The organism is Streptomyces tritici, assembly GCF_048500665.1.
GTDB classification, from domain to species: domain Bacteria; phylum Actinomycetota; class Actinomycetes; order Streptomycetales; family Streptomycetaceae; genus Streptomyces; species Streptomyces tritici.
This window is the reverse complement of sequence record NZ_CP183183.1, coordinates 3,427,342-3,452,050: the sequence shown is the minus strand read 5'-3', so window position 1 is coordinate 3,452,050 and position 24,709 is coordinate 3,427,342. Positions and strand designations below refer to the sequence as shown.

General features: G+C 69.7%; 23 protein-coding genes and 1 tRNA gene. 9 read left to right on the top strand and 15 right to left on the bottom strand.

What is annotated here, in order from left to right:
- Nucleotides 1–5: 5 nt before the first annotated feature.
- From ACNJ93_RS15920 to dnaA, 11 genes are all read right to left on the bottom strand, one after another.
- Entirely contained in the window at nucleotides 6–1,364 is a 1,359-nt protein-coding gene (locus ACNJ93_RS15920; protein ID WP_418958063.1) for a hypothetical protein, read from the bottom strand.
- A gap of 226 nt (nucleotides 1,365–1,590) precedes the next feature.
- On the bottom strand, nucleotides 1,591–1,725 hold the full coding sequence (locus ACNJ93_RS15915) for a DLW-39 family protein (RefSeq protein WP_003958712.1): 135 nt from the start codon (nucleotides 1,723–1,725) through the stop codon (nucleotides 1,591–1,593).
- A 171-nt stretch (nucleotides 1,726–1,896) separates the two neighbouring features.
- Nucleotides 1,897–1,970, bottom strand: a tRNA-Ile gene (locus tag ACNJ93_RS15910).
- 120 nt (nucleotides 1,971–2,090) lie between these two features.
- Nucleotides 2,091–2,714: a DUF3566 domain-containing protein gene (locus ACNJ93_RS15905; protein WP_418958062.1), complete on the bottom strand. Its 624-nt coding sequence runs from the start codon at nucleotides 2,712–2,714 to the stop codon at nucleotides 2,091–2,093.
- Nucleotides 2,715–2,717: 3 nt separating this feature from the next.
- Nucleotides 2,718–5,336, bottom strand: a complete 2,619-nt coding sequence (gene gyrA, locus ACNJ93_RS15900) for a DNA gyrase subunit A (RefSeq protein ID WP_418958061.1) — start codon at nucleotides 5,334–5,336, stop codon at nucleotides 2,718–2,720.
- Nucleotides 5,337–5,377: 41 nt separating this feature from the next.
- A complete protein-coding gene (gene gyrB, locus ACNJ93_RS15895; protein WP_418958060.1) occupies nucleotides 5,378–7,408 on the bottom strand; it encodes a DNA topoisomerase (ATP-hydrolyzing) subunit B in 2,031 nt (676 codons plus the stop codon).
- A 393-nt stretch (nucleotides 7,409–7,801) separates the two neighbouring features.
- Nucleotides 7,802–8,356, bottom strand: a complete 555-nt coding sequence (locus tag ACNJ93_RS15890; RefSeq protein WP_418958059.1) for a DUF721 domain-containing protein — start codon at nucleotides 8,354–8,356, stop codon at nucleotides 7,802–7,804.
- Complete coding sequence (recF, locus tag ACNJ93_RS15885) at nucleotides 8,353–9,474, bottom strand: DNA replication/repair protein RecF (RefSeq protein ID WP_418958058.1); 1,122 nt, start codon at nucleotides 9,472–9,474, stop codon at nucleotides 8,353–8,355. Before recF ends, ACNJ93_RS15890 begins: the two co-directional genes overlap by 4 nt.
- Nucleotides 9,475–9,530: 56 nt before the next feature.
- Complete coding sequence (gnd, locus tag ACNJ93_RS15880) at nucleotides 9,531–10,409, bottom strand: phosphogluconate dehydrogenase (NAD(+)-dependent, decarboxylating) (protein ID WP_418958057.1); 879 nt, start codon at nucleotides 10,407–10,409, stop codon at nucleotides 9,531–9,533.
- 122 nt (nucleotides 10,410–10,531) lie between these two features.
- Nucleotides 10,532–11,662, bottom strand: a complete 1,131-nt coding sequence (gene dnaN / locus ACNJ93_RS15875; protein WP_418961423.1) for a DNA polymerase III subunit beta — start codon at nucleotides 11,660–11,662, stop codon at nucleotides 10,532–10,534.
- A gap of 842 nt (nucleotides 11,663–12,504) precedes the next feature.
- Complete coding sequence (dnaA, locus tag ACNJ93_RS15870; protein WP_418958056.1) at nucleotides 12,505–14,286, bottom strand: chromosomal replication initiator protein DnaA; 1,782 nt, start codon at nucleotides 14,284–14,286, stop codon at nucleotides 12,505–12,507.
- A gap of 392 nt (nucleotides 14,287–14,678) precedes the next feature.
- On the opposite strand from dnaA, the gene rpmH reads away from it, so the two are divergent.
- From rpmH to ACNJ93_RS15825, 9 genes are all read left to right on the top strand, one after another.
- A complete protein-coding gene (rpmH, locus tag ACNJ93_RS15865) occupies nucleotides 14,679–14,816 on the top strand; it encodes a 50S ribosomal protein L34 (RefSeq protein WP_125638610.1) in 138 nt (45 codons plus the stop codon).
- A 19-nt stretch (nucleotides 14,817–14,835) separates the two neighbouring features.
- The gene (rnpA, locus tag ACNJ93_RS15860; RefSeq protein WP_418958055.1) at nucleotides 14,836–15,207 is read left to right on the top strand and encodes a ribonuclease P protein component; all 372 of its coding nucleotides are present in this window, start codon (nucleotides 14,836–14,838) and stop codon (nucleotides 15,205–15,207) included.
- The gene (gene yidD / locus ACNJ93_RS15855) at nucleotides 15,204–15,530 is read left to right on the top strand and encodes a membrane protein insertion efficiency factor YidD (RefSeq protein ID WP_418958054.1); all 327 of its coding nucleotides are present in this window, start codon (nucleotides 15,204–15,206) and stop codon (nucleotides 15,528–15,530) included. The genes rnpA and yidD overlap by 4 nt, the downstream gene beginning before the upstream one ends.
- A 3-nt stretch (nucleotides 15,531–15,533) precedes the next feature.
- Nucleotides 15,534–16,808 carry a membrane protein insertase YidC gene (gene yidC, locus ACNJ93_RS15850; protein ID WP_418958053.1) on the top strand — a complete coding sequence of 425 codons (1,275 nt, stop codon included), beginning with the start codon at nucleotides 15,534–15,536 and terminating at the stop codon, nucleotides 16,806–16,808.
- Between the two features lie 15 nt (nucleotides 16,809–16,823).
- Nucleotides 16,824–17,336, top strand: coding sequence for a protein jag (locus tag ACNJ93_RS15845; RefSeq protein WP_418958052.1), 513 nt, complete (start codon nucleotides 16,824–16,826; stop codon nucleotides 17,334–17,336).
- A 108-nt stretch (nucleotides 17,337–17,444) separates the two neighbouring features.
- Nucleotides 17,445–18,161, top strand: a complete 717-nt coding sequence (gene rsmG / locus ACNJ93_RS15840; RefSeq protein WP_418958051.1) for a 16S rRNA (guanine(527)-N(7))-methyltransferase RsmG — start codon at nucleotides 17,445–17,447, stop codon at nucleotides 18,159–18,161.
- Between the two features lie 264 nt (nucleotides 18,162–18,425).
- A complete protein-coding gene (locus ACNJ93_RS15835; RefSeq protein ID WP_418961422.1) occupies nucleotides 18,426–19,502 on the top strand; it encodes a ParA family protein in 1,077 nt (358 codons plus the stop codon).
- Nucleotides 19,499–20,605: a ParB/RepB/Spo0J family partition protein gene (locus tag ACNJ93_RS15830; RefSeq protein ID WP_418958050.1), complete on the top strand. Its 1,107-nt coding sequence runs from the start codon at nucleotides 19,499–19,501 to the stop codon at nucleotides 20,603–20,605. Before ACNJ93_RS15835 ends, ACNJ93_RS15830 begins: the two co-directional genes overlap by 4 nt.
- 306 nt (nucleotides 20,606–20,911) lie before the next feature.
- A complete protein-coding gene (locus ACNJ93_RS15825) occupies nucleotides 20,912–21,529 on the top strand; it encodes a GNAT family N-acetyltransferase (protein WP_418958049.1) in 618 nt (205 codons plus the stop codon).
- A gap of 74 nt (nucleotides 21,530–21,603) precedes the next feature.
- Here ACNJ93_RS15825 and trxA read toward each other — a convergent pair whose 3' ends face one another.
- From trxA to sigM, 4 genes are all read right to left on the bottom strand, one after another.
- Nucleotides 21,604–21,933, bottom strand: a complete 330-nt coding sequence (trxA, locus tag ACNJ93_RS15820) for a thioredoxin (protein ID WP_418958048.1) — start codon at nucleotides 21,931–21,933, stop codon at nucleotides 21,604–21,606.
- Nucleotides 21,934–21,977: 44 nt separating this feature from the next.
- Entirely contained in the window at nucleotides 21,978–22,952 is a 975-nt protein-coding gene (gene trxB / locus ACNJ93_RS15815) for a thioredoxin-disulfide reductase (RefSeq protein WP_418958047.1), read from the bottom strand.
- Nucleotides 22,953–23,075: 123 nt separating this feature from the next.
- Nucleotides 23,076–24,002 carry a hypothetical protein gene (locus tag ACNJ93_RS15810; RefSeq protein ID WP_418958046.1) on the bottom strand — a complete coding sequence of 309 codons (927 nt, stop codon included), beginning with the start codon at nucleotides 24,000–24,002 and terminating at the stop codon, nucleotides 23,076–23,078.
- Entirely contained in the window at nucleotides 23,999–24,697 is a 699-nt protein-coding gene (gene sigM, locus ACNJ93_RS15805; protein WP_418958045.1) for an RNA polymerase sigma factor SigM, read from the bottom strand. Before sigM ends, ACNJ93_RS15810 begins: the two co-directional genes overlap by 4 nt.
- Between the last annotated feature and the right edge of the window lie 12 nt (nucleotides 24,698–24,709).

Genomic DNA, 24,709 nt, shown 5'->3' with positions numbered 1-24,709 from the left:
CGGGCCTACCAGGCCGGCGGCGGCCCGTACTGCGTCGGCCCCTGGGCCGTCCGTGCCGCGGCCGCCTCCTGGGCCGCGCGCCGCCGGGCGGCCAGCGTCCAGCCGCCGAGCCCGAGCAGCAGCACGGCGCCCGCGCCGATCCCCGTCGCCGCGACCACCTTCATCGTCCCGCTCGTCGCCTCGGCCTCCGCGCCGCTCTGCCCGCTGGCGGCCGCGTCCCGGTCGTCGTCGGTGACCGCGAACGGGCCGGGGTCGCCGACGTACCCGGGCCCGTTGTTCGCCTTGCCGACCACGTTCACCCGCAGCGTCAGCGGCACCGGCTTGTCGCCGTACTCCGCCGCCAGGTCCGGGTTCAGCGTCGCCGACAGGTAGTACCAGCCGGCGAACCGGACGGCGCTGACGCTGTTGTCGGAGTCGAACCGGTTCGCGTAGGCGACCGGCGGATTCGGGTCGAGGGCGAGCGTCGCCTGCTTGCCGTTGTACGAGAGCGTGTTGTCGTCGACGTGGCCGCCGGCCGGGTTGTCCAGCGACAGCACCAGCGCGTTGCTCACGTACTCGTCGCCGGTCGGGCTGCTGCCCAGCTCGGCCGTGGCGAACAGCTGCTGCCCCCAGTTGACCGGCACCCGGTAGAACAGCGTCTCGCCGGGCTTGATGTCGTCGCGCCACTCGCCCTCGGTCACGCTGGCGGCGTCGTGGAAGCTCGTCCCGCCCTTCCGTTTCTGCGGGCCGCCGCCGGGCGGCTGCGGGGAGGCGGACGGCCAGTCCTCGGGCGCCTCGGTCGGGCCGGCCGTCTTCACCTCCGGCTCGGTGACGTGCCGGATCTCCAGGCCCCAGTCCTCGGGCGTGGCAGCCGACTTGCTGGTCCGCTCGACGAGCACGTAGTACGCGCCGGGGGACTGGCAGCTGCCGCCGTCGTGGCCGGGCTCGACCTCCCGGACGGCGTACGCGGTGAGGGGCCGTGTGTAGCCCGCCGGCCCGAACTGGGTCTCCTGGGCCCCGCACTGGGAGCCGGAGCCGTCCTGCAGGCTGACCTTGATCCCGTCGCTGTAGTCGGTCTTGGCGCCCGGCGGCGGCACGGCCACGACCGAGACGTACGCGTGGTGCACCCCGTCCAGGTCGACCCGGTAGTAGAGCTTGCCGTCCCGCGCGATGCTGTCGCGGTAGACCGAACCGGCCTTCAGCCGCGGCGAGTCCGTCGTCGTCGCCGCGCCCTTGACCCGCTGCGCGGCGCTGTCGTACGCGTACGGGGCCTCACCGGCCGCCCAGGCCGGCCCGGGCAGTGCGGCCACCGCGCAGAGCGCCGCCACCGCGGCCGCGGTCGCACGGCCCGTGCCGCGCACTGTCCGGTTGCGCTGCGTCGTCACGCGCTTCTCCTCGTCGTCTCCGTGGTGCCGGTCCATCCTGCCCCGCCCGCTCCCGTGCTGTCTGCGCGCCCCGGCGAACTCACTTGACCGTGACCACGCAACTTTGCCCTTGCAAGCTAATGATTTGCGTGGGCGAACTCAAGACGGTGGCCGTCACGGTCCTGGAACAGCGAGAAGCCCCGGCCGCTTCGAGCGACCAGGGCTTCATCGACAGACTGTGCGCGTCTCACACACCCGAACCTGCGGGCACGGAGTCGGTCGCCTCCGTCCACAGATCCTGCTCGGCGCGATCCGCCTGGATCTGGCGGTACACGAGGAGCCCGCCGATGGCGGCCAGTGCGACCAGGAGAAGCTTCTTCACCGCGCGACCTCGTCTTTCCTTGACGTATGAGGACTTCTGGCGCCCGACTATACACACCGATCGATACCGATCGGTGACCTGCCTCGAGGTATCCATCACCTCGCGGCCCCGGGCCTCACGGCATAAAACGATCGGCCCGGGCGGGAAGTTCCGTCCGGGCCGATCGATCTGTGGGGCTAACAGGATTTGAACCTGTGGCCTCATCCTTATCAGGGATGCGCTCTAACCAACTGAGCTATAGCCCCGCCGCGCTCTGCGGTGTGTGTCCCGCGCGCTGACTCCTGAAGATTAGCGCACGTGGGGGCCAGTCCCAAAATCGGTTGTCCGCGGCCCCCCGAGGAGCTGCGGGCCGGCCCCTGCGCAGGTCACTCGTCCTCGGCCAGCGTCAGCTCGACACCGCCGACGAAACCCGCGGCCAGGTTGTAGATGAACGCGCCGAGGGTCGCCAGGGCGGTCATCAGGACGACGTCGATGACCGCGATCACCGAGGTGAACATCAGGACGCGCGGCAGCGACAGGAAGGACTGCAGGTCGAAGCCGTTGGACTCGTTGGAGCCGGTCGCCTCGCTGATCGTCCCGCCGACGGTCGAGAAGACGCCCATGGCGTCCATGACCATCCACAGCACCGCCGCCGCGACGACCGTGCAGATGCCCAGCGCGATGGAGAGCAGGAAGCTCACCTTCATCACCGACCACGGGTCGGCCTTCGCCACCCGCAGCCGCGCCTTGCGCGTGCGGGGCGTCGTCCGGGCCCCCGTACGCGGCCGCCGCACCGCCGCGCCGGCGGCCGGGGCCTGCTGGCCCGGGTACGCCTGCGGCGGGTGGTACGGCTGCGCCGCCTGAGCGCCCCCGGGGCGCTCACCGGGCAGCGGACCGTTGTCTCCGTATGACACGCCCACCCCCTGGGAGTCCGTGGCGGGGCCACGGGCACCGTTCGCTCCAGCAGCAGCTCCAGCAGCGGCCGATCCGGCGCCCATGGCTCCACTCACGCTCTACTCCTCGTGCTCCCCGGCCGAGGACTCCGTGTCCCCGGCCGTCTCGACCGTGGCAGCCGCCTCGGCACCGTCGCCGGCCACGACGCCCTCCGCGTCCTCGCCGTCGACCTCCGCGGCCTCGCTGCCCGCCTCGGCGTTCCGCGCGATGCCGACGACGGCATCCCGCTTCCCCAGATTGATCAGCTGGACGCCCATGGTGTCACGGCCGGTCTCCCTGACTTCATTGACGCGCGTGCGAATCACACCGCCGGACAGCGTGATGGCGAGGATCTCGTCGGTCTCCTCGACCACCAGCGCGCCCACGAGCGAACCGCGGTCCTCCACGATCTTGGCGGCCTTGATGCCGAGGCCGCCGCGACCCTGGACGCGGTACTCGTCGACGGCGGTCCGCTTCGCGTACCCGCCGTCGGTGGCGGTGAAGACGAACGTACCGGGCCGGACGACGTTCATCGAGAGCAGCTCGTCGTCCTCGCGGAAACTCATGCCCTTGACACCGGAGGTGGCACGGCCCATGGGGCGCAGCGCGTCGTCCGAGGCGGTGAACCGGATCGACTGCGCCTTCTTGCTGATGAGCAGCAGGTCGTCCTCGGCGGACACCAGCTCCGCGCCGATCAGCTCGTCGTCGCTGCCGTCCTCCCGCTCGCGCAGGTTGATGGCGATGACGCCGCCGGAGCGGGGCGAGTCGTAGTCCTTCAGCGCGGTCTTCTTCACCAGACCGGCCTTGGTGGCGAGCACCAGGTACGGCGCGGCCTCGTAGTCGCGGATCGCGAGGATCTCGGCGATCTGCTCGTCCGGCTGGAAGGCCAGCAGGTTCGCCACGTGCTGGCCGCGGGCGTCGCGGCCGGCGTCCGGCAGCTCGTACGCCTTGGCCCGGTACACGCGGCCCTTGTTGGTGAAGAACAGCAGCCAGTTGTGCGTGGTGGTGACGAAGAAGTGGTCGACGATGTCGTCCTGCTTCAGCTTCGTGCCGCGCACGCCCTTGCCGCCGCGCTTCTGCGAGCGGTAGTCCTCGGTCTTGGTCCGCTTCACATAGCCGCCGCGCGTGATCGTGACGACGATGTCCTCCTCGGCGATCAGGTCCTCGATGGACATGTCGCCGTCGAACGGCACCAGCTTGGACCGGCGGTCGTCGCCGAACTTCTCGACCAGCGCCGCCAGCTCCTCGCTGACGATGCTGCGCTGCTTCTCCGGCGAGGCCAGGATCGCGTTGTACTCGTTGATCTTCGCCTGGAGCTCGTCGTGCTCCGCGACGATCTTCTGGCGCTCCAGGGCGGCGAGCCGGCGGAGCTGCATCTCCAGGATCGCGTTGGCCTGGATCTCGTCGATCTCCAGCAGGCCCATCAGGCCCTCGCGGGCGACGTCGACCGTGTCGCTGCGCCGGATGAGCGCGATGACCTCGTCGATCGCGTCCAGCGCCTTGAGCAGACCGCGCAGGATGTGGGCGCGCTCCTCGGCCTTGCGCAGCCGGAAGCGGGTCCGGCGCACGATGACCTCGATCTGGTGCGTCACCCAGTGGCGGATGAACGCGTCGAGGGAGAGGGTGCGCGGCACGCCGTCGACGAGCGCCAGCATGTTGGCGCCGAAGTTCGTCTGCAGGTCGGTGTGCTTGTACAGGTTGTTGAGGACGACCTTGGCGACCGCGTCGCGCTTGAGCACGATGACCAGGCGCTGGCCGGTCCGGGAGGAGGTCTCGTCGCGGACGTCGGCGATGCCGCCGATCCTGCCGTCCTTCACCAGGTCGGCGATCTTCTGCGCGAGGTTGTCCGGGTTGACCTGGTACGGAAGCTCCGTGACCACCAGGCACTGGCGGTTCTGGATCTCCTCGACCTCGACCACGGCGCGCATCGTGATGGAGCCGCGGCCGGTGCGGTACGCCTCCTCGATGCCCTTGCGGCCGACGACGAGCGCGCCGGTCGGGAAGTCGGGGCCCTTGATCCGCTCGATGAGCGCGTCGAGGAGCTCCTCGTGGCCGGCCTCGGGGTGGGCCAGGTACCACTGGGCGCCCTCGGCGACCTCGCGCAGGTTGTGCGGCGGGATGTTGGTGGCCATGCCGACCGCGATACCGGCGGAGCCGTTGACCAGCAGGTTCGGGAACCGGGCCGGCAGGACGGTCGGCTCCTGGTTGCGGCCGTCGTAGTTGTCCTGGAAGTCGACGGTCTCCTCGTCGATGTCCCGGACCATCTCCATCGACAGCGGCGCCATCTTGCACTCGGTGTAGCGCATGGCGGCGGCCGGGTCGTTGCCCGGGGAGCCGAAGTTGCCGTTGGAGTCGACCAGCGGCATCCGCATCGACCAGGGCTGGGCGAGCCGGACGAGGGCGTCGTAGATCGAGGTGTCGCCGTGCGGGTGGTACGTGCCCATGACGTCGCCGACGACGCGGGCGCACTTGTAGAAGCCCTTCTCGGGCCGGTAGCCCCCGTCGTACATCGCGTACAGCACGCGCCGGTGGACCGGCTTCAGACCGTCCCGGACGTCGGGCAGCGCGCGGGACACGATGACGGACATCGCGTAGTCGAGGTACGAGCGCTGCATCTCGGTCTCGAGCCCGACGGGCTCGATCCGCAGCTCCGGACCCTCTTCTTCTTCGGTGGTCACAGGGGTGTTTTCGTCGGCCATTGCTGGTCGTCAGTCCTTTCGTACGGTCAGCTGAGACCGACTCAGATGTCGAGGAAGCGAACGTCCTTGGCGTTGCGCTGGATGAACGAGCGGCGTGCCTCGACGTCCTCGCCCATCAGCACCGAGAACAGGTCGTCGGCCTGCGCGGCGTCGTCCAGGGTGACCTGGCCGAGCACGCGGTGCTCGACGTCCATGGTGGTGACGCGCAGCTCCTCGGCGTTCATCTCGCCGAGACCCTTGAAGCGCTGGATCGAGTCTTCCCTGATCCGCTTGCCGTTCTGCTTGCCCAGCTCGACCAGGGCGTCGCGCTCGCGGTCCGAGTACGCGTACTCGAAGTCGTCCTTGCCCCACTTGATCTTGTAGAGCGGCGGGCGGGAGAGGAAGACGTGCCCGTGCTCGATCAGCGGCCGCATGAAGCGGAAGAGGAAGGTGAGCAGCAGGGTGTTGATGTGCTGACCGTCGACGTCGGCGTCCGCCATCAGGATGATCTTGTGATAGCGGAGCTTCTCGATGTCGAAGTCCTCGTGCACACCGGTGCCGAAGGCGGAGATCAGCGCCTGGACCTCGGCGTTCTGCAGGATCTTGTCGACCCTGGCCTTCTCGACGTTCAGGATCTTGCCTCGGATCGGCAGGATGGCCTGGTACATCGGGTTGCGGCCGGACTTGGCGGAGCCGCCTGCGGAGTCACCCTCGACGATGAAGATCTCGCACTTGACCGGGTCGTTCGACTGGCAGTCGGACAGCTTGCCCGGCAGGGACGCCGACTCCAGCAGGCCCTTGCGGCGGGTCAGGTCGCGCGCCTTGCGGGCGGCCACCCGGGCGGTGGCGGCCTGGATGCCCTTGCGGACGATGTCCGCGGCCTCGTTCGGGTTCCGGTCGAACCAGTCGGTGAGGTGCTCGAAGACGACCTTCTGCACGAAGGTCTTGGCCTCGGTGTTGCCGAGCTTGGTCTTCGTCTGGCCCTCGAACTGCGGCTCGCCCAGCTTGACCGAGATGATCGCGGTCAGACCCTCGCGGATGTCGTCGCCGGTGAGGTTGTCGTCCTTCTCGCGGAGCAGCTTCTTGTCGCGCGCGTACTTGTTGACGAGCGTCGTCAGCGCGGCGCGGAAGCCCTCCTCGTGCGTACCGCCCTCATGGGTGTGGATCGTGTTCGCGAAGGAGTACACGCCCTCGGTGTAGGACGAGTTCCACTGCATCGCGATCTCGACCGAGAGCATGCGCTCCTTGTCCTCGGCCTCGATGTCGATGACGGTGGGGTTGATCAGCTCGCCCTTGCGCGAGTTGAGGTACTTCACGAAGTCGACGATGCCGCCCTCGTAGTGGTACTTCACCGTGCGCGCGGCCGGCTCGGCGGCGGCCTCCGCGTCCGGGTCGTCGGCGCCGACCGTGGCCTTCGCGGACTCGCGCTCGTCGGTGAGCGTGATGGTGAGGCCCTTGTTGAGGAAGGCCATCTCCTGGAAGCGGCGCGAGAGCGTCTCGAAGGAGTACTCGGTCGTCTCGAAGATGTCCGGGTCGGCCCAGAAGGTGACCGAGGTGCCGGTCTCGTCGGTCGCCTCGTGCTTCGCGAGGGGCGCGGTCGGGGCGCCCATCTTGTAGTCCTGCGTCCAGCGGTGGCCGTCGGTCCTGACCTCGACGGCGACCTTCGTGGACAGGGCGTTCACGACGGACACGCCGACGCCGTGCAGACCGCCGGAGACCGCGTAGCCGCCGCCGCCGAACTTGCCGCCCGCGTGCAGCACGGTCAACACGACCTCGACGGCCGGCTTGCCCTCGGACGGGACGATGCCGACCGGGATGCCGCGGCCGTTGTCGACGACGCGTACGCCGCCGTCGGCCAGGATCGTGACGTCGATGGTGTCCGCGTGCCCGGCCAGGGCTTCGTCGACCGAGTTGTCGACGACCTCCTGCACCATGTGGTGCAGGCCGCGCTCTCCGGTCGAGCCGATGTACATGCCAGGGCGCTTGCGCACCGCATCCAGACCCTCGAGGACCTGGATGTTGCTGGCGGTGTACTGGTTGTTCTCGTTGGGGTTGCCGGAATCGGCCACGAAGCGCCCTTTCTGGCACAGCACAGGCCGTCTCCTGGCATGCGGGAGCGGCTGCGTCGTTCGACATGTTCCGCAGGGTGGCGGGATTGTCTTCCAGTCTACCGGTACCACTGACACTCATGGGGGTTTGCCGGTACCTGAATGCTCATGTGCCGCCCTGAGCGGGAGCGAGACGACTCCCCATATACGGACAGGGGCTCCAGAGGGCTCTGACGGCCACCCAGCGCTTCGAGCGGTGACACCTTGCTGTGGGGGTAGCGCCGCATTTTCGCGGGACCGGTCCTGGCCCGCCGCGGGCAGTCGCTTCCGCCCTGGAGGAGGAGGTGGATCCTCCCGGGAGAAAGGGGTGGGCATAACCGGGCGGCACCCTTCGCGGGCGTGCTCCGCACCTGTACGTGACCCGCACCGCAGGAGCGGCTAGCCGTACGTGTCCCCCGGGCCCACCGACCCCGGCGCCCGCAGCGACCCGTACCGCCGGGGCCCCGCGGAGGGCCCCAGCACCTTGATCACCCGCACCGTCCCGTGTCCCAGGTCCTCGTTCAGCCGGGCCACCAGCCGGGGTGCCAGCAGCCGCAGCTGCGTGGCCCACGCCGTGGAGTCGCACTGCACCGTCAGCACCCGGGCGTCGGGCTCCTCGTCGTACCGGAGCGGCACACAGTGCTTCGCCAGGTCCTCGCCCACGATCTGCGGCCAGCGCCCCATCACCCCGCCCACCGCCGCCGGCGTCTCCCAGCCGCGCTCGGTGATCAGCCGGTTGATCGCCGCGCCGAGCGCCATCGGGTCACGCCCGTCCGCGTGCGCGCCCGACCGCAGCCCGCCCCCGCGCCGCGCCTGCTTCTTCTGCTGCGCCGCCGCGCCCCGCGCCCGCGCCTGCTCCTTCGCCGCGCGCAGCGCGACCCGGGCGAGATCCACACCCGAGGGCTCGGGAGTCACAGACTTGTCCCCAGCCTGGGGACGACGCTCCTCGCTCATACCCGCCGTACCTCTCCGCCGGACACCTCGTACCGCGCCCCGGCCAGAACCCCCGGCACGTCGTCGTCCACCGCCGCCGTGACCAGCACCTGCTCGCCCGGCGCGACCAGCTCCGCCAGCCGCTCCCGGCGCCGCGCGTCCAGCTCCGCGAACACGTCGTCGAGCACCAGCACCGGTTCGTTGCCCTCGGAGCGCAGCAGGTCGTACGAGGCGAGCCGCAGCGCCAGCGCGTACGACCAGGACTCGCCGTGGCTCGCGTACCCCTTCGCCGGCAGCTCGCCCAGCTTGAGCAGCAGCTCGTCGCGGTGCGGGCCCACCAGCGTGACGCCGCGCTCGATCTCCTGCTTGCGCACGTCCGCCAGCGCGGCGATCAGCTGGCCGTACAGCTCCTCACGGGTGTGACCGGCGCCCGGCGCGGAGGGCCGGTACTCCAGCTGGACCGGTCCGCCGCCCGGCGCCAGCTGCTCGTACGCCTTGTCCGCCAGCGGCTGCAGCGTGGCGATCAGGTCCAGCCGCTGGGCCAGCAGTTCCGCGCCCGCCCGGGCGAGGTGCTGGTCCCACACGTCGAGGGTGGACAGGTCCATGGACCGTCCGCCGTGCCGCCGGGCCATCGCCGCGGACTTCAGCAGCGTGTTGCGCTGCTTGAGCACCCGCTCGTAGTCGGACCGCACGCCCGCCATCCGCGGGGAGCGCGCCGTGATCAGCTCGTCCAGGAACCGCCGGCGCTCCCCGGGGTCGCCCTTCACCAGCGCCAGGTCCTCCGGCGCGAAGAGCACCGTCCGCACGATCCCCAGCACGTCCCGCGGCTTGACCTGCGAGGACCTGTTGATGCGGGCCCGGTTGGCCCGCCCGGGGTTGAGCTCCAGCTCCACCAGCTGGGAGCGCTCGCCCTGCGTCACCGCGGCCCGGATGATCGCCCGCTCGGCGCCCATCCGCACCAGGGGCGCGTCCGAGGCGACGCGGTGGCTGCCGAGGGTGGCGAGATAGCCGACCGCCTCGACGAGATTGGTCTTGCCCTGGCCGTTCGCCCCCACGAACGCGGTGACGCCCGGATCGAGGGGCACCTCGACCCGGGCGTAGGAGCGGAAGTCGGCCAGCGACAGATGCGTGACGTGCATGGTGTGCGCCGACCTTCCCCCGGCTGCTGTGCACCGCCGGGTGCACAGCCTGTGGATTACTTCTTCGTCTCGACCGCGTGGCCGCCGAACTGGTTGCGCAGCGCGGCGATCATCTTCATCTGCGGGGAGTCGTCCTGACGCGAGGCGAACCGCGCGAACAGCGAGGCGGTGATCGCCGGCAGCGGCACCGCGTTGTCGATGGCGGCCTCGACCGTCCACCGGCCCTCGCCGGAGTCCTCGGCGTAACCGCGCAGCTTGTCGAGGTGCTCGTCCTCGTCCAGCGCGTTGACCGCCAGGTCGAGCAGCCACGAGCGGATGACCGTGCCCTCCTGCCACGACCGGAAGACCTCGCGGACGTCGGTGACCGAGTCGACCTTCTCCAGGAGCTCCCAGCCCTCGGCGTAGGCCTGCATCATCGCGTACTCGATGCCGTTGTGGACCATCTTCGCGAAGTGGCCGGCGCCGACCTTGCCCGCGTGGACCGAGCCGTACGGGCCCTCGGGCTTCAGCGCGTCGAAGACCGGCTGGACGCGGGCCACGTGCTCGGCGTCGCCGCCGTACATCAGCGCGTAGCCGTTCTCCAGGCCCCAGACGCCGCCGGAGACGCCGCAGTCGACGAAGCCGATGCCCTTCTCGGCGAGCTCCTTCGCGTGCTTCTCGTCGTCGGTCCAGCGCGAGTTGCCGCCGTCGACGACGACGTCGCCGGGCGAGAGCAGCTCGGCCAGCTCGTCGATGGTCGACTGGGTCGCCTGGCCCGCGGGGACCATGACCCACACGACGCGCGGGCCCTTGAGCTTGCCCACAAGCTCCTCGAGGCTGTGGACATCCGCGAGGTCCGGGTTGCGGTCGTATCCGATGACGGTGTGGCCTGCGCGGCGGATGCGCTCACGCATGTTGCCGCCCATCTTGCCGAGACCGACGAGACCGAGCTCCATCAGAGATTCCTTAAGCGTCGTGTGCGGTTGTACCCGGGTCCGAGCCTACGCCCGGACCCGCGTGCACACCTGTGGGGTCAGCCGCTCAGTCGACGCGACCTCCGGACCCCCGGCAGAGGGCGTCAGCCGCTCAGCCGCACCGGCATGATCAGGTACTTGTACGCCTCGTCCGCCTCCGCGTCGAGTGCCGGCTTGCCGCTCAGCAGCGCGGGCTTGGTGGACGTGGTGAACGAGAGCTGGGCCACCGGGGAGTCGATGGCGCTCAGGCCGTCCAGCAGGAAGGTCGGGTTGAAGGCGATCGAGATGTCGTCGCCCTCCAGTTGCGCGTCCAGACGTTCCACAGCCTGTGCGTCGTCGCTGGAGCCGGCCTCCAGGATCAGCACGCCCTGCTCGAAGCTGAGCCGCACCGGGGTGTTCCGCTCGGCGACCAGGGCCACACGCTTGACGGCCTCGACGAACGGGGCGGTCTCGATCACGGCGACGGAGTTGAACTCGGTCGGGAAGAGCGTGCGGTACTTGGGCAGGTCACCCTCGAGCAGACGCGTGGTGGTCCGTCGGCCCGCGCCCTCGAAACCGATCAGGCCCTCGCCCGCGCCGGAGCCGGAGAGCGCCAGGGTGACGGTGTCGCCGCTGGTCAGCGACTTGGCCGTGTCCAGCAGCGTCTTCGCGGGCACCAGGGCGACGGCGGAGGCGTCCGGGGACTCCGGCTTCCACAGGAACTCGCGGACCGCGAAGCGGTAGCGGTCGGTGGAGGCCAGGGTGACCGTGTCGCCCTCGATCTCGATGCGCACACCGGTCAGCACCGGCAGGGTGTCGTCACGGCCGGCGGCGATGGCCACCTGGGCGGCGGCCGCGGCGAAGACCTCGCCGGGGACGGTGCCGGTCGCGGTCGGCATCTGCGGCAGCGCCGGGTACTCCTCCACAGGCAGGGTGTGGAGGGTGAAGCGGGAGGAGCCGCAGACCACGGTCGCCCGTACACCGTCTGTGGAGATCTCGACGGGGCGGTTGGGGAGGGCGCGGCAGATGTCGGCGAGCAGGCGGCCGGAGACCAGGACCGTGCCGTCCTCCTCGACCTCGGCCTCGACCGATACCCGCGCCGAGACCTCGTAGTCGAAGCTGGAGAAGCTCAGCGCGCCGTCCTCGGCCTTCAGCAGAAGGCCCGCGAGCACGGGCGCCGGCGGACGGGCCGGGAGGCTCCGGGCCACCCAGGCCACCGCCTCCGCGAGTACATCGCGCTCCACCCGGATCTTCACCGGAACCGCCTCCTGCTGTTGCTGGCTCTTCGTCGACTGGCAGGGATCCAGTCTGACGTACGCCACCGACACTCGGTGCGGCTCGGGGTCAAGTCGTGACGAGCCGCGCCTGGCGGTCCGGCCTCGAGTTGTGCACAGCACCGACTTCGAAGCGGATTCCCCGGTAACTCTGAGTGGGAGTAGTAGTAGGCCTTGTGGAAACCGTGGATAACGGGATCCGTGCAGGTCAGGCCTCGTTTTTTGTCCACCGGTCCTGTGGGCGGCAGCCGTGGACAACCCGGGGTTTCTGTGGACACCCGAAAGTTCTGCACACCCCATGCACAGGCGGCAGTGACTTCTCCCCAGTGCTGTCCCCAGCTTTCCCCACGTTCCCCACAGCCAAACCCTCGGCTTCGGTGTGACGCCTTTCACTCGACCCGGTGAGGCGGGGTGTTTCCTTGCCGAACAGTGGACAGGGATGTGGGAAACCTGGGGACAACCGGCTCGGGCCTGTGGGCTGCCCGTGGACAACTTCGCGGGCCTCCTGTGGACGGCAGATTCATCCACAGTCTGTGGAACCCGGTTGATCACAAATCCACAGCCGCGTGACCTGCTGAGATGATCATTCCCCCAGCCGTGCTGTGGACACAAACTGGACAACTCGGTGGTCCCCAGGCTGTGGACGGAAGATCTTCCCCACTTCTGTGGAGAACCCGGTCCGACCAGCTGGTATTCGAACAGCGCAGGTCCGTACAGGGGTCCGCGCGCCGGTGTGCACAGACGGGCGCACCGGCGCCCACAGACGCGAAAGCGCCCCGGGACGGTGTCCCGAGGCGCTGTGACGGCCGCGCCGGCGGCCCGCGTCAGCCGTTCTTGATGCGGTTGGTGAGCTCCGTGACCTGGTTGTAGATGGAGCGCCGCTCCGCCATCAGGGCGCGGATCTTCCGGTCCGCGTGCATCACGGTCGTGTGGTCCCGCCCGCCGAACTGGGCGCCGATCTTCGGCAGCGACAGGTCCGTCAGCTCCCGGCACAGGTACATGGCGATCTGGCGGGCCGTCACCAGGACCCGGCTGCGCGAGGATCCGCAGAGGTCCTCCACCGTCAGCCCGAAGTAGTCGGCCGTCGACGCCATGATGGCGGGGGCGGTGATCTCCGGAGCGGAGTCCTCGCCGCCCGGGATCAGGTCCTTGAGCACGATCTCGGTGAGCCCGAGGTCCACCGGCTGCCGGTTGAGCGAGGCGAACGCCGTCACCCGGATCAGCGCGCCCTCCAGTTCGCGGATGTTCCGCGAGATCCGCGAGGCGATGAACTCCAGGACCTCCGGCGGGGCGTTGAGCTGTTCCTGCACGGCCTTCTTGCGGAGGATCGCGATCCGCGTCTCCAGCTCCGGCGGCTGCACGTCGGTGGTCAGACCCCACTCGAAGCGGTTGCGCAGCCGGTCCTCCAGGGTCATCAGCTGCTTCGGCGGCCGGTCCGAGGAGAGCACGATCTGCTTGTTCGCGTTGTGCAGGGTGTTGAAGGTGTGGAAGAACTCCTCCTGCGTCGACTCCTTGCTCGCGAGGAACTGGATGTCGTCGACGAGCAGGATGTCCACATCCCGGTAGCGCTTGCGGAACGCGTCGCCCTTGCCGTCGCGGATCGAGTTGATGAACTCGTTGGTGAACTCCTCGGAGCTCACGTACCGCACCCGGGTGCCCGGGTAGAGGCTGCGCGCGTAGTGCCCGATGGCGTGCAGCAGGTGCGTCTTGCCGAGGCCCGACTCCCCGTAGATGAACAGCGGGTTGTACGCCTTGGCGGGCGCCTCGGCCACGGCGACCGCGGCCGCGTGCGCGAACCGGTTCGACGAGCCGATGACGAAGGTGTCGAAGAGGTACTTGGGGTTCAGCCGGGCGTGCGGCTCGCCGGGGCCGCCGGCCTGCTGCCCGCCGCCGGAGGAGTGCCGGGGCCCGGGGCCGGACTGGGAGGCGGAGGGCCCGGGGCCGATCTGCGGCTCGGGCAGCTCGGCGCGCTCCGGCCGGCCCGGCTCGTACGGCGCGGGGCGCTCGTCGTAGCGCGGGGCGGAGGGCTGCCGGTCGCGGCCGCCGTACGGCTCGTGCCACTGCTCGGCCGGAGCCTCGCGCTCCTGGTAGCCGCCGAGCCGCGGCTGCTGCCAGGACAGCTCCTCCTGGGTGTGCGGCCAGACGCCCGGGTCGGGGCGCTGCTGCTGGTACTCGGGGTAGGCGGGGCGCACCGACGGCAGGTCGTCGCCGCCCGGACGGTGCCCGTAGCCGCCGGCGTCGTACTTGTCGTACGCGTCGGAGGGGCCGCGGTCGTCGTAGCGGGGGTGCTGCGGCTGCGGGGCCGGGGGCGCCGGAGGCCCCGCGGGCTCGCCGGCGGAGTCGTCGACCGTGATCGCGATCCGGATCGGCCGGCCGCACTCACGGCTGAGGGTGTCGCTGATCAGCGGGGCGAGCCGGCCCTCCAGGACGCGCTTGCCCCACTCGTTGGGGACGGCGAGGAGTGCGGTGTCGGCCACCAGTGCGAGAGGCTGGCAGCGCTCGATCCACTGCTTGTCCTTGGGCTCGATGCCCTGCTGGCCTTCTCCGAGGAGCTGCTCGAGCACGCGTGGCCACACTGCGGCAAGATCAGCAGGTACGTCAGCCACGGGGCACGCTTCCTCATTGGTCCCACGAATGTGTGGTTCTCGGGACGGTCGGTCGGGTCCGTCCGGTGCCCGTCAGGACAGGTAAGGACAGAACGGAAAAAGATTCAGGAGTTCAGCCACGGTAGTCGGGGCGGCTGACGTGGTTCAAGTTGTTGTCCACAGCCTGTGCATATCGGGCCCTCCTGTGGGGCCGGTTTGACCGGATGGCGTAGCCGCGCGTACCGTAACCAGGTCGAGTTGTCGATGGCTGCTGCCGCCTGCCTCCGATGGGCAAAGATCATTTCACGTGATCGTTCAGCGGTGCACTCGGGCGTATTGCGAGCTACTCGTGGGCGCACGGTGACAGCCAGGCGATGCCCCGCCACCCCACGATTCATTACTGGAGCCCCCGAGTGAGCAAGCGCACCTTCCAGCCGAACAACCGTCGTCGCGCGAAGACCCACGGCTTCCGCCTGCGCATGCGTACCCGTGCCGGCCGTGCCATCCTGGCCGCCCGCCGTGGCAAGGGTCGCGCCCGCCTGTCCGCCTGATCCGCGTACAGGTCATGACGTGCTGCCTACCGAGAATCGGCTGAGGCGGCGCGAGGACTTCGCGACCGCGGTACGCCGAGGACGCCGGGCCGGACGCCCGCTTCTCGTCGTCCATCTACGCAGCGGTGCTACGGACCCGCACGCGCCTGGGGAGAGCGCTCCTCCGGCTCGTGCGGGTTTCGTCGTGAGCAAGGCAGTGGGTGGCGCGGTCGTCCGCAACCAGGTGAAGCGGCGTCTTCGCCATCTGGTCCGTGACCGGCTGTCCGAGCTGCCCCCCGGTAGCCTGGTGGTAGTACGGGCGCTGCCCGGAGCGGGCGACGCCGATCATCCTCAGCTGGCCCGAGACCTGGATGCCGCTCTCCAGCGGTTGCTGGGAGGGGGCACGCGATGAAGTACCCGCTGCTGGCCCTGATCAAGCTGTACCAGTGGACGATCAGCCCGCTGCTGGGGCCGGTGTGCCGGTACTACCCGTCGTGCTCCCACTACGGATTCACGGCCATCGACCGGCATGGCGCGTTCAAGGGGACGGCCCTGACCGCCTGGCGCATCCTGCGGTGCAACCCGTGGTCGCCCGGAGGCGTGGACCATGTCCCCCCGCGCAAACGTCCGCGCTGGCACGAAATGCTGCGGAACGCACTGCGTGGCGAGAAGGGCGGGTCCTCCGCCGACACGAGCCCGGCCGCAGAGACCTCGCCCAATGCTCAAGGAGCCTGATTAGTGGACACGATTGCCAGTCTGTTCGCCTTCATCACCACACCCGTCTCATGGGTGATCGTCCAGTTCCACAAGGTGTACGGGGCGATCTTCGGCCCTGACACCGGCTGGGCCTGGGGCCTGTCCATCGTGTCCCTCGTGGTCCTCATCCGGATCTGCCTGATCCCGCTCTTCGTGAAGCAGATCAAGGCGACCCGGAACATGGCCGCGCTCCAGCCGAAGATGAAGGCGATCCAGGAGCGCTACAAGAGCGACCGGCAGCGTCAGTCCGAAGAGATGATGAAGCTGTACAAGGAGACGGGTACCAACCCGCTCTCCTCGTGCCTTCCCATCCTGGCGCAGTCGCCCTTCTTCTTCGCGCTCTACCACGTGCTGAGCAAGATCGCCGAGGGTGAGCAGATCGGCGAGCTCAACCAGTCGCTGGTCAACAGCGCGCGTCAGGCCCACATCTTCGGCGCCCCGATCGCGGCGAAGTTCATGGACAGCCCCGAGAAGGTCGAGGCGCTCAACGCCTCCCTGACCGATGTGCGCATCGTGACCGCGGTCATGATCATTCTGATGTCGGCCTCGCAGTTCTTCACGCAGCGCCAGCTGATGACGAAGAACGTCGACCTCTCGGTGAAGACCCCGTACATGCAGCAGCAGAAGATGCTGATGTACATCTTCCCGGTGATCTTCGCCGTCATGGGCATCAACTTCCCCGTCGGTGTCCTCATCTACTGGCTGACCACCAACGTGTGGACCATGGGCCAGCAGATGTACGTGATCAACCAGAACCCGACCCCGGGATCCAAGGCCCAGGACGCGTACCTGCAGCGCCTGCTGAAGAGCATCACCCACCACGGCGAGGTCCGCGGCCGGCGCCGGAAGAACATCGTGAAGCTGGTCGTCGAGAAGGGCAGCGACCGCAACGAGCAGGAGCGCCGCTTCGTCACCGGTCTGGCCAAGGCCGGCTTCGCGCCGCAGGCCGACGGCACGGTGGTGAAGAGCGACACGATCACGGCCGAGGCCGAGGGCGGCGCGGTCGCCAAGCGGCAGCAGCCGAAGCGGCAGACCAAGGCCAAGCGCCAGTCGGGCGGTGCCGCGGTGAGCGGCTCGCACAAGGCCGAGGAGGGCTCCGCCGAGCCGACCTCGCTGGAGAAGAAGCCGCAGGAGCCGACCGGCGAGGCCCAGCCCGGCCGGCCCAGCCGCGCCAACTCCGGCAACACGTCCCGCCAGGCCAAGTCCGGACAGCGCAAGGGCCAGCAGCGGCCCAAGCACCCGTCGTCCAAGAAGTAAGTAAGGAGTCCATCCGTGACGGAAGGCACCACCTCCGCCGCCGCTGAGGGTGGCGACACCCTGACCCGCCTGGAGCAGGAGGGTGAGATCGCGGCCGACTACCTCGAAGGTCTGCTCGACATCGCCGACCTGGACGGCGACATCGACATGGACGTCGAGGCGGACCGGGCTTCGGTCTCGATCATCAGCGACTCGGGCAGCCGCGATCTGCAGAAGCTCGTAGGCCGGGACGGCGAGGTGCTGGAGGCGCTCCAGGAGCTCACGCGCCTGGCCGTGCACCGCGAGACCGGTGACCGCAGCCGCCTGATGCTGGACATCGCCGGCTTCCGCGCCAAGAAGCGCACCGAGCTCGCCGAGCTGGGCGCCAAGGCCGCGGAGCAGGTGAAGGCCACCAAGGAGCCGATGAAGCTGGACCCGATGACGCCGTTCGAGCGCAAGGTCGTGCACGACGCGGTCGCCGCCGCCGGTCTGCGCAGCGAGTCCGAGGGCGAGGAGCCGCAGCGCTTCGTCGTCGTACTCCCCGCCTGACCGCTTTCTTGTGGTGTCGGCCCCGTCTGTTCGCAGGCGGGGCCGATCTTTGTCAGCCTGATAGCCAGCCCACCCCATGCGGTGGCGCGGTACGGAAGGATGGTTCCCGTGACGGAGTCAGCAGAACTCCCCCAGGCACCGGAGCAGGCGCGGACGGTTTTCGGCGAGTACTTCCCGGAAGCCGTCCGGTACGCCGAGCTGCTCGCGGACGCGGGAGTGAAGCGTGGGCTGATCGGCCCGCGTGAGGTGCCGCGCCTGTGGGAGCGGCATCTGCTGAACTGTGCGGTGCTCTCCGAGGTGGTGCCCGAGGGCGTCACGGTCTGCGATGTGGGCTCGGGCGCCGGTCTGCCGGGGATTCCGTTGGCCCTGGTGCGCCCCGACCTGAAGATCACGCTGCTGGAGCCGCTGCTGCGGCGGACGAACTTCCTGCAGGAGGTCGTCGAACTGCTGGGGCTCGAGCATGTGACCGTCGTGCGCGGCCGCGCCGAAGAGGTGCTGGGCAAGCTGCAGCCGGTGCATGTCGTGACCGCCCGCGCGGTGGCCCCGCTGGACCGGCTGGCCGGCTGGGGTGTCCCGCTGTTGCGTCCCTACGGGGAGATGCTGGCGCTCAAGGGGGACACCGCCCAGGAAGAGCTGGACGGTGCCCGCTCGGCGCTGTCGAAGCTCGGTGTGGTGGAGACCTCGGTGCTGCACGTCGGCGAGGGCATCGTGGACCCGATGTCGACGGTGGTCCGGGTGGAGGTCGGGGAGAGCCCCGGCGGTGTGCGGTTCGCGGCCAAGCGCGCCAAGGCCGCCCGTCCCAGCCGGACGCGCCGCCGCCGCTAGTACCAGTCGTTACGTCACGCGAACAGCCATACGTACCTATTTCGGAGTGTCGGGCGGTCGCGGCGGAGCGGCGCGTGCATCGTGTTTCACGTGAAACGTCGCTCACTGCTGCAGGGGATCATCAGCCGCGGCCGCGCGGCCGCCACGCCCCGAGACCGCAAGCCCAAGCCGCCGGTGAAGCCACCCGTGAGGGTCACGGAGTTGTCCACAGAGGTGGATTCATCCACAGAACCACGGGCCTCGCTGGTTCACGACCCCGAAAGCATGGCAGGCTCTGTTCATCGCGAGCCTGAAGCCGAGGAGAGTGAATCCTTGCGGTCCGACGCCAACATCGCGGGACCGATGACCGATCCGGTCCCCGGTCCCCGAACCGAATCGGCGGGGTCCGATGTTTCACGTGAAACATCGCCTCCGATGGACGACACCCCCATTGGTCGTGCTGCCCAGCTGGCAGTCGAGGCCCTGGGCCGTGCCGGAGAGGGACTTCCCCGGCCTGCGCAGACGCGCATCATGGTGGTCGCCAACCAGAAGGGCGGCGTGGGCAAGACGACCACGACGGTCAACCTTGCCGCCTCCCTGGCGCTGCACGGCGCCCGCGTCCTGGTGATCGACCTCGACCCGCAGGGCAATGCCTCCACGGCGCTGGGTATCGACCACCACGCCGACGTGCCCTCGATCTACGACGTCCTCGTGGAGAGCAAGCCGCTCTCCGACGTGGTGCAGCCCGTGACGGACGTCGAGGGGCTGTTCTGTGCCCCGGCGACCATCGACCTTGCGGGTGCGGAGATCGAGCTGGTCTCGCTGGTGGCGCGCGAGAGTCGGCTGAAGCGGGCGATCGAGTCGTACGAGCAGCCGCTGGACTACATCCTGATCGACTGCCCCCCGTCCCTCGGTCTGCTGACGGTCAACGCCCTCGTGGCGGGAGCCGAGGTGCTGATCCCGATCCAGTGCGAGTACTACGCGCTGGAGGGCCTCGGCCAGCTTCTGCGGAACGTCGACCTGGTGCGCGGTCACCTCAACCCGGCGCTGCATGTGTCGACGATCCTGCTCACCATGTACGACGGCCGGACCAGGCTCGCCTCCCAGGTCGCCGACGAGGTGCGCAGCCACTTCGGCGAAGAGGTCCTGCGAACCAGCATCCCTCGGTCGGTGCGCATCTCCGAGGCCCCCAGCTACGGGCAGACGGTCCTCACCTACGACCCGGGCTCCAGCGGCTCGCTGTCGTACCTGGAGGCGGCCCGCGAGATCGCCCTGCGCGGCGTCGGTCTGCACTATGACGCCCAGCACGCCCATGTGGGCATCCAGAACAACCAGCACAGCATGTCGGAGGGGATCCAGTGAGCGAGCGACGGAGGGGGTTGGGGCGTGGGCTCGGTGCGCTGATCCCGGCGGCTCCGCAGGAGCGGCAGGTACCGGCGGTCAGCGCCGCGGCGGGGGCGGCCTCGCCGGGGACGATCCCGGTCCTGGCCCCGGAGCGGGGCGTCCCGGCGGCGAAGATGGCGACGCTGCCGGCGAGCGCACAGGCGCCGGAGGCGTTGGTCCCGGAGGTCGAGCCCGAGATCGCTGTGGAGCCGGAGGCCCCGGCCGGGGCGCACTTCGCCGAGCTGCCGCTGGACTCGATCACGCCGAACCCGCGCCAGCCGCGTGAGGTCTTCGACGAGGACGCGCTGGCGGAGCTGGTCACCTCCATCAAGGAGGTCGGTCTGCTGCAGCCGGTCGTCGTCCGACAGCTCGGCCCGGAGCGCTACGAGCTCATCATGGGCGAGCGGCGCTGGCGGGCCTGCCGTGAGGCGGGCCTGGAGCGGATCCCGGCGATCGTCCGTGCCACGGAGGACGAGAAGCTTCTCCTGGACGCGCTCCTGGAGAACCTGCACCGCGCCCAGCTGAACCCGCTGGAAGAGGCCGCCGCCTACGACCAGCTGCTCAAGGACTTCAACTGCACGCACGACCAGCTGGCCGACCGGATCGGGCGTTCGCGTCCCCAGGTGTCGAACACGCTGCGGCTGCTGCGTCTTTCGCCGCCGGTGCAGCGCCGGGTGGCGGCCGGGGTGCTGTCGGCCGGTCACGCGCGGGCGCTGCTCTCCGTGGAGGACGCGGAGGCGCAGGACAAGCTGGCGTACCGGATCGTCGCCGAGGGACTCTCGGTGCGGGCGGTCGAGGAGATCGTGGCCCTCATGGGTTCCGAGCCCGAGGCGGCCAAGAAGCCGCGCGGCCCGCGGGCCGGCGCCCGGGTGTCCCCGGCGCTGACCGATCTGGCCTCCCGACTGTCGGACCGCTTCGAGACGCGGGTGAAGGTCGACTTGGGGAAGAGCAAGGGCAAGATCGTCGTCGAGTTCGCCTCGATGGAGGACCTGGACCGCATCCTGGGCACCCTGGCGCCCGGCGAGGGACGGGTGATGGAGCGCCCGCTCTCCGAGCCCAACGAGGGCGAGGACGAGGGCTGAGGCCCTCGGAGGCTTACTTCCGGTCCTGGGGCGGACCGTGTTCCGGCTGAAGCCGGAACACGGTCCGCCCTTTGCCTTCGTTCGGTATCCGCCCGAGTGTCCGATGGATACGATGCGTTCAGATATGGCATATCCACCGTGATCCGGCTCAGAGAGGGGCGGGGCCATGCGAGAGGTGAGCCGCGGTCGATGGGTGACGGCCGGCTTGGGCCTGGGTGTGGTCGGTGGCTTCCTCGGGAGTCTGCTGAGGGAGCGCACCGCGTTGGCACAGGCTCGCGGTGCGGCACGTGAGGGAAGTGAGGACCTGTGGGGCGTCGACTCGTACCGCTCACCCTGGACAACCTTCCGGACCTCCCGAAGCGCTGCCGCTCGTGTGTCTTCTGGGAGCTCGACCCGGTCAGCGGAGAAGCTGCGGTAAAAGCGGGCCGGCCGGACCTGGAGAAGGAGGCCTGGATCTCCGCTGTCCTCCTGGAGTGGGGCTCCTGCGGCCGGGTCGTCTATGTCGACGAAGTGCCCGTCGGCTTCGTGCTCTACGCACCACCCGCCTACGTGCCCCGGTCGATGGCCTTCCCCACGAGCCCGGTGTCGGCGGACGCCGTTCAGCTGATGACGGCCTGGATCATGCCGGGCTACCAGGGGCAGGGCCTGGGGCGGGTGATGGTGCAGACGGTCGCGAAGGACCTGCTGCGGCGGGGCTTCCGGGCGATCGAGGCGTTCGGGGATGCGCGCTGGAAGGAACCGGCCTGTGTGCTGCCGGCGGACCATCTCCTGGCAGTGGGCTTCAAGACGGTGCGGCCGCATCCGGCGCACCCCCGACTGCGGTTGGAGCTGCGGACGACGCTCTCCTGGAAGGAGGACGTCGAGATGGCGCTGGACCGGCTGTTGGGGGCGGTACAGAAGGAACCCGCCCTGCGTCCGCTGTGACGACAACGGCCCACCCCGATGGGGGCGGGCCGTTCGTGTTTCACGTGAAACACGGAGACGTCGTACCGACGTGCCTACTCCGCGATGAAGTCCGCGAGGTCGCGCTCGATGGCGGCCTTCGGCTTGGCGCCGACGAGGGTCTTCACGACCTCGCCGCCCTGGTAGACGTTCATGGTCGGGATCGACATGACGCCGTACTTGGCTGCCGTGGCCGGGTTCTCGTCGATGTTCAGCTTGACGATCTCGATCTTGTCACCGTGCTCCTTGGCGATGGCCTCGAGCGCCGGCGCGATCTGGCGGCAGGGGCCGCACCAGGCCGCCCAGAAGTCCACCAGGACGGGCTTGTCGCTCTTGAGGACATCCTCGTCGAAGGATGCATCGGTCACGTTCTTCAGATCGGCCACGGCGGCCTCCTAACTTCGCGGGGTGTGGGGGTGGGGAGGGGGCCTCAGACGGCGGTCGTCCGGGCGGGCTCGGCCGCCTTCTCACCGTCGGCGAGAGCGGCGAGGAAGCGCTCGGCGTCCAGGGCGGCGGAGCAACCGGTGCCCGCAGCGGTGATCGCCTGGCGGTAGGTGTGGTCCACGACATCGCCGGCACCGAAGACACCGGACAGGTTGGTACGGGTCGAGGGGGAGTCCACCTTCAGGTAGCCCTCCTCGTCCAGCTCCAGCTGACCCTTGAACAGCTCCGTGCGCGGGTCGTGGCCGACGGCGATGAACAGACCGGTGACGGGCAGCTCGCTGGTCTCGCCGGTCTTGGTGTTGCGCAGGGTCAGACCGGAGAGCTTCTGCTCGCCGTGGATCTCGGCGACCTCGCTGTCCCAGGCGAACTTGATCTTCGGGTCGGCGAAGGCGCGCTCCTGCATCGCCTTGGAGGCGCGCAGGGAGTCACGGCGGTGGACGATCGTCACCGACTTGGCGAAGCGCGAGAGGAAGGTGGCCTCCTCCATCGCGGTGTCGCCGCCGCCGACCACGGCGATGTCCTGGTCCTTGAAGAAGAACCCGTCGCAGGTGGCGCACCAGGAGACGCCACGGCCGGAGAGCACGTCCTCGTTGGGCAGACCGAGCTTGCGGTGCTGGGAGCCGGTCGTGACGATGACGGCCTTGGCGCGGTGCACGGTGCCGGCGGTGTCCGTGACGGTCTTGATGTCGCCGGTCAGATCCACGGCGACGACGTCGTCCGGGACCAGCTCGGCGCCGAAGCGCTCGGCCTGGGCGCGCATGTTGTCCATCAGGTCCGGGCCCATGATGCCGTCACGGAAGCCGGGGAAGTTCTCCACGTCGGTCGTGTTCATCAGCGCGCCACCGGCGGTGACAGCACCCTCGAAGACCAGCGGCTTCAGCGACGCGCGCGCCGTGTAGAGCGCTGCGGTGTAGCCCGCGGGCCCGGAGCCGATGATGATCACGTTACGGACGTCGCTCACGGGTTTCTTCCTCGTCTCTGCAGACTGCCTACTGCCTACGGGGCGGGTTCGGTGACTCTCACCCCACCCAACGGATCCTAAGGGTGATGCATTCCCGGATCCGCCGCGCGGCACGGCGAAGCGTCAGGTGCGAGGGTAGGCGTGCGTCAGGAGCACGTCCGCGGCAGCGGTGCCACCGCCCTCGGCGCAGGAGGCGTCGAGGACATACGCCTGGACCTGAGAGCTGTCCGTGGCGTGTGGGAGGACGACGAGATAGGCCCGTGTGCCCTGGTAATCGCCGGACTGGAAACCGAGGACCGGACCCGTGCGGTCGATACCGGCGCGGACACACTCAGGCAGCGCCGCGTCCTGCTGACGCATCGGGGTCTGCTCGGACTCGGACTTCAAGGACTCGGGTGCCGCGTCTTTGGGCACGCTGCGGGTCGCGTCGCGGGACAAGAGTTCCTCGACACGCTGATCGATGCCGGTACCGGAGAACCGGTCGTCCGGGCTGCTCACCGCGGCGTCGAGCTTTTTGTCGGTGCTGTCCGCGGCGTGCTGCAGCCCGCCGCCCTGGAGGAGCAGGGTGCCCAGGCCGAGAATCGCGGCGCCGAAGACACCACCGAGCACGGCGACTCGACGGCGCCTGCGGCCGGAGGGACGGCCCGGGCCCGTGGCCGCCTTGGGACGTCCAGCCGGCCGGTCGGCGGCCATGGACGCCTGGCCCACGGGCTCGGGGGCCGAAGCCCTGCCGGAGGACTCGGTCGGCGTTTCACGTGAAACATGCGCCGCGGCATCCGGGACGGTGGCGCTGAGGAGCGCCTCCGCGGCGAGTGCCGCGTCGATGCGGCCCGCGATGTCCGCCGGCATCCGGGCGGGACCGGGGAGCGTGCCGAGCAGGCCGCGGATCTCCTCCAGGCTGGTGCGGACATCGGCGCACAGCGAACAGGCTTCGAGGTGCCTGCGCACGGCGGCGGTCCGGGCCGGTGGCAGCAGGCCCTCGGTGAGGTCGGAGATCTCCGAGACATCCGGGTGCTGTGTCGTGTCGGCCCTGCCGGTCGTGGATGTCACGCGCGCCCACCTCCGCCCTTCACAGCAGCTGGACCGTTGGGTCCCGTATCCGTTCGCCTCGACACCGGTGGGACGGATGTCCCTGGCGTCCGGTTCCTTCCCCGGTCAGGTGCCTCGTTACCCCCGGTGTCCGCGCGCAGATGAGTGAGCAGCGGCAGCAGTCGGGCCCGGCCGCGTGCGCAGCGGCTCTTCACCGTCCCGGTGGGCACGTCGAGGATGCGCGCGGCCTCGGCGACGGGGTAGCCCTGCATGTCCACGAGGACGAGCGCGGCGCGCTGGTCGGCGGGGAGGGTGGCGAGGGCGGCGAGCAGTTCCCGGTGGAGGTCCTGCCGCTCGGCGGGGGCTTCGGCGGATTCGTGGGGTTCGAGGAGCTGTTCCAGGCGGGTGGTGTCGTCGACGGGGGAGGTCTTCCGGGAGGCCGCCTTGCGGACCCGGTCGAGGCAGGCGTTCACCGTGATCCGGTGGAGCCACGTCGTGACGGCCGACTGGCCCCGGAAGGTGTGGGCGGCCCGGAAGGCGGACACCAGCGCGTCCTGGAGGGCGTCGGCGGCTTCCTCGCGGTCGCCCAGGGTGCGCAGGGCCACCGCCCACAGCCGGTCCCGGTGCCGGCGGACGAGCTCACCGAAGGCGTCCGGATCTCCGGCCACGTGGCGTGCCAGGAGTTCCTGGTCGCTGAGACCGCCTTGTTCGTCCACCGGTGAGCCCCC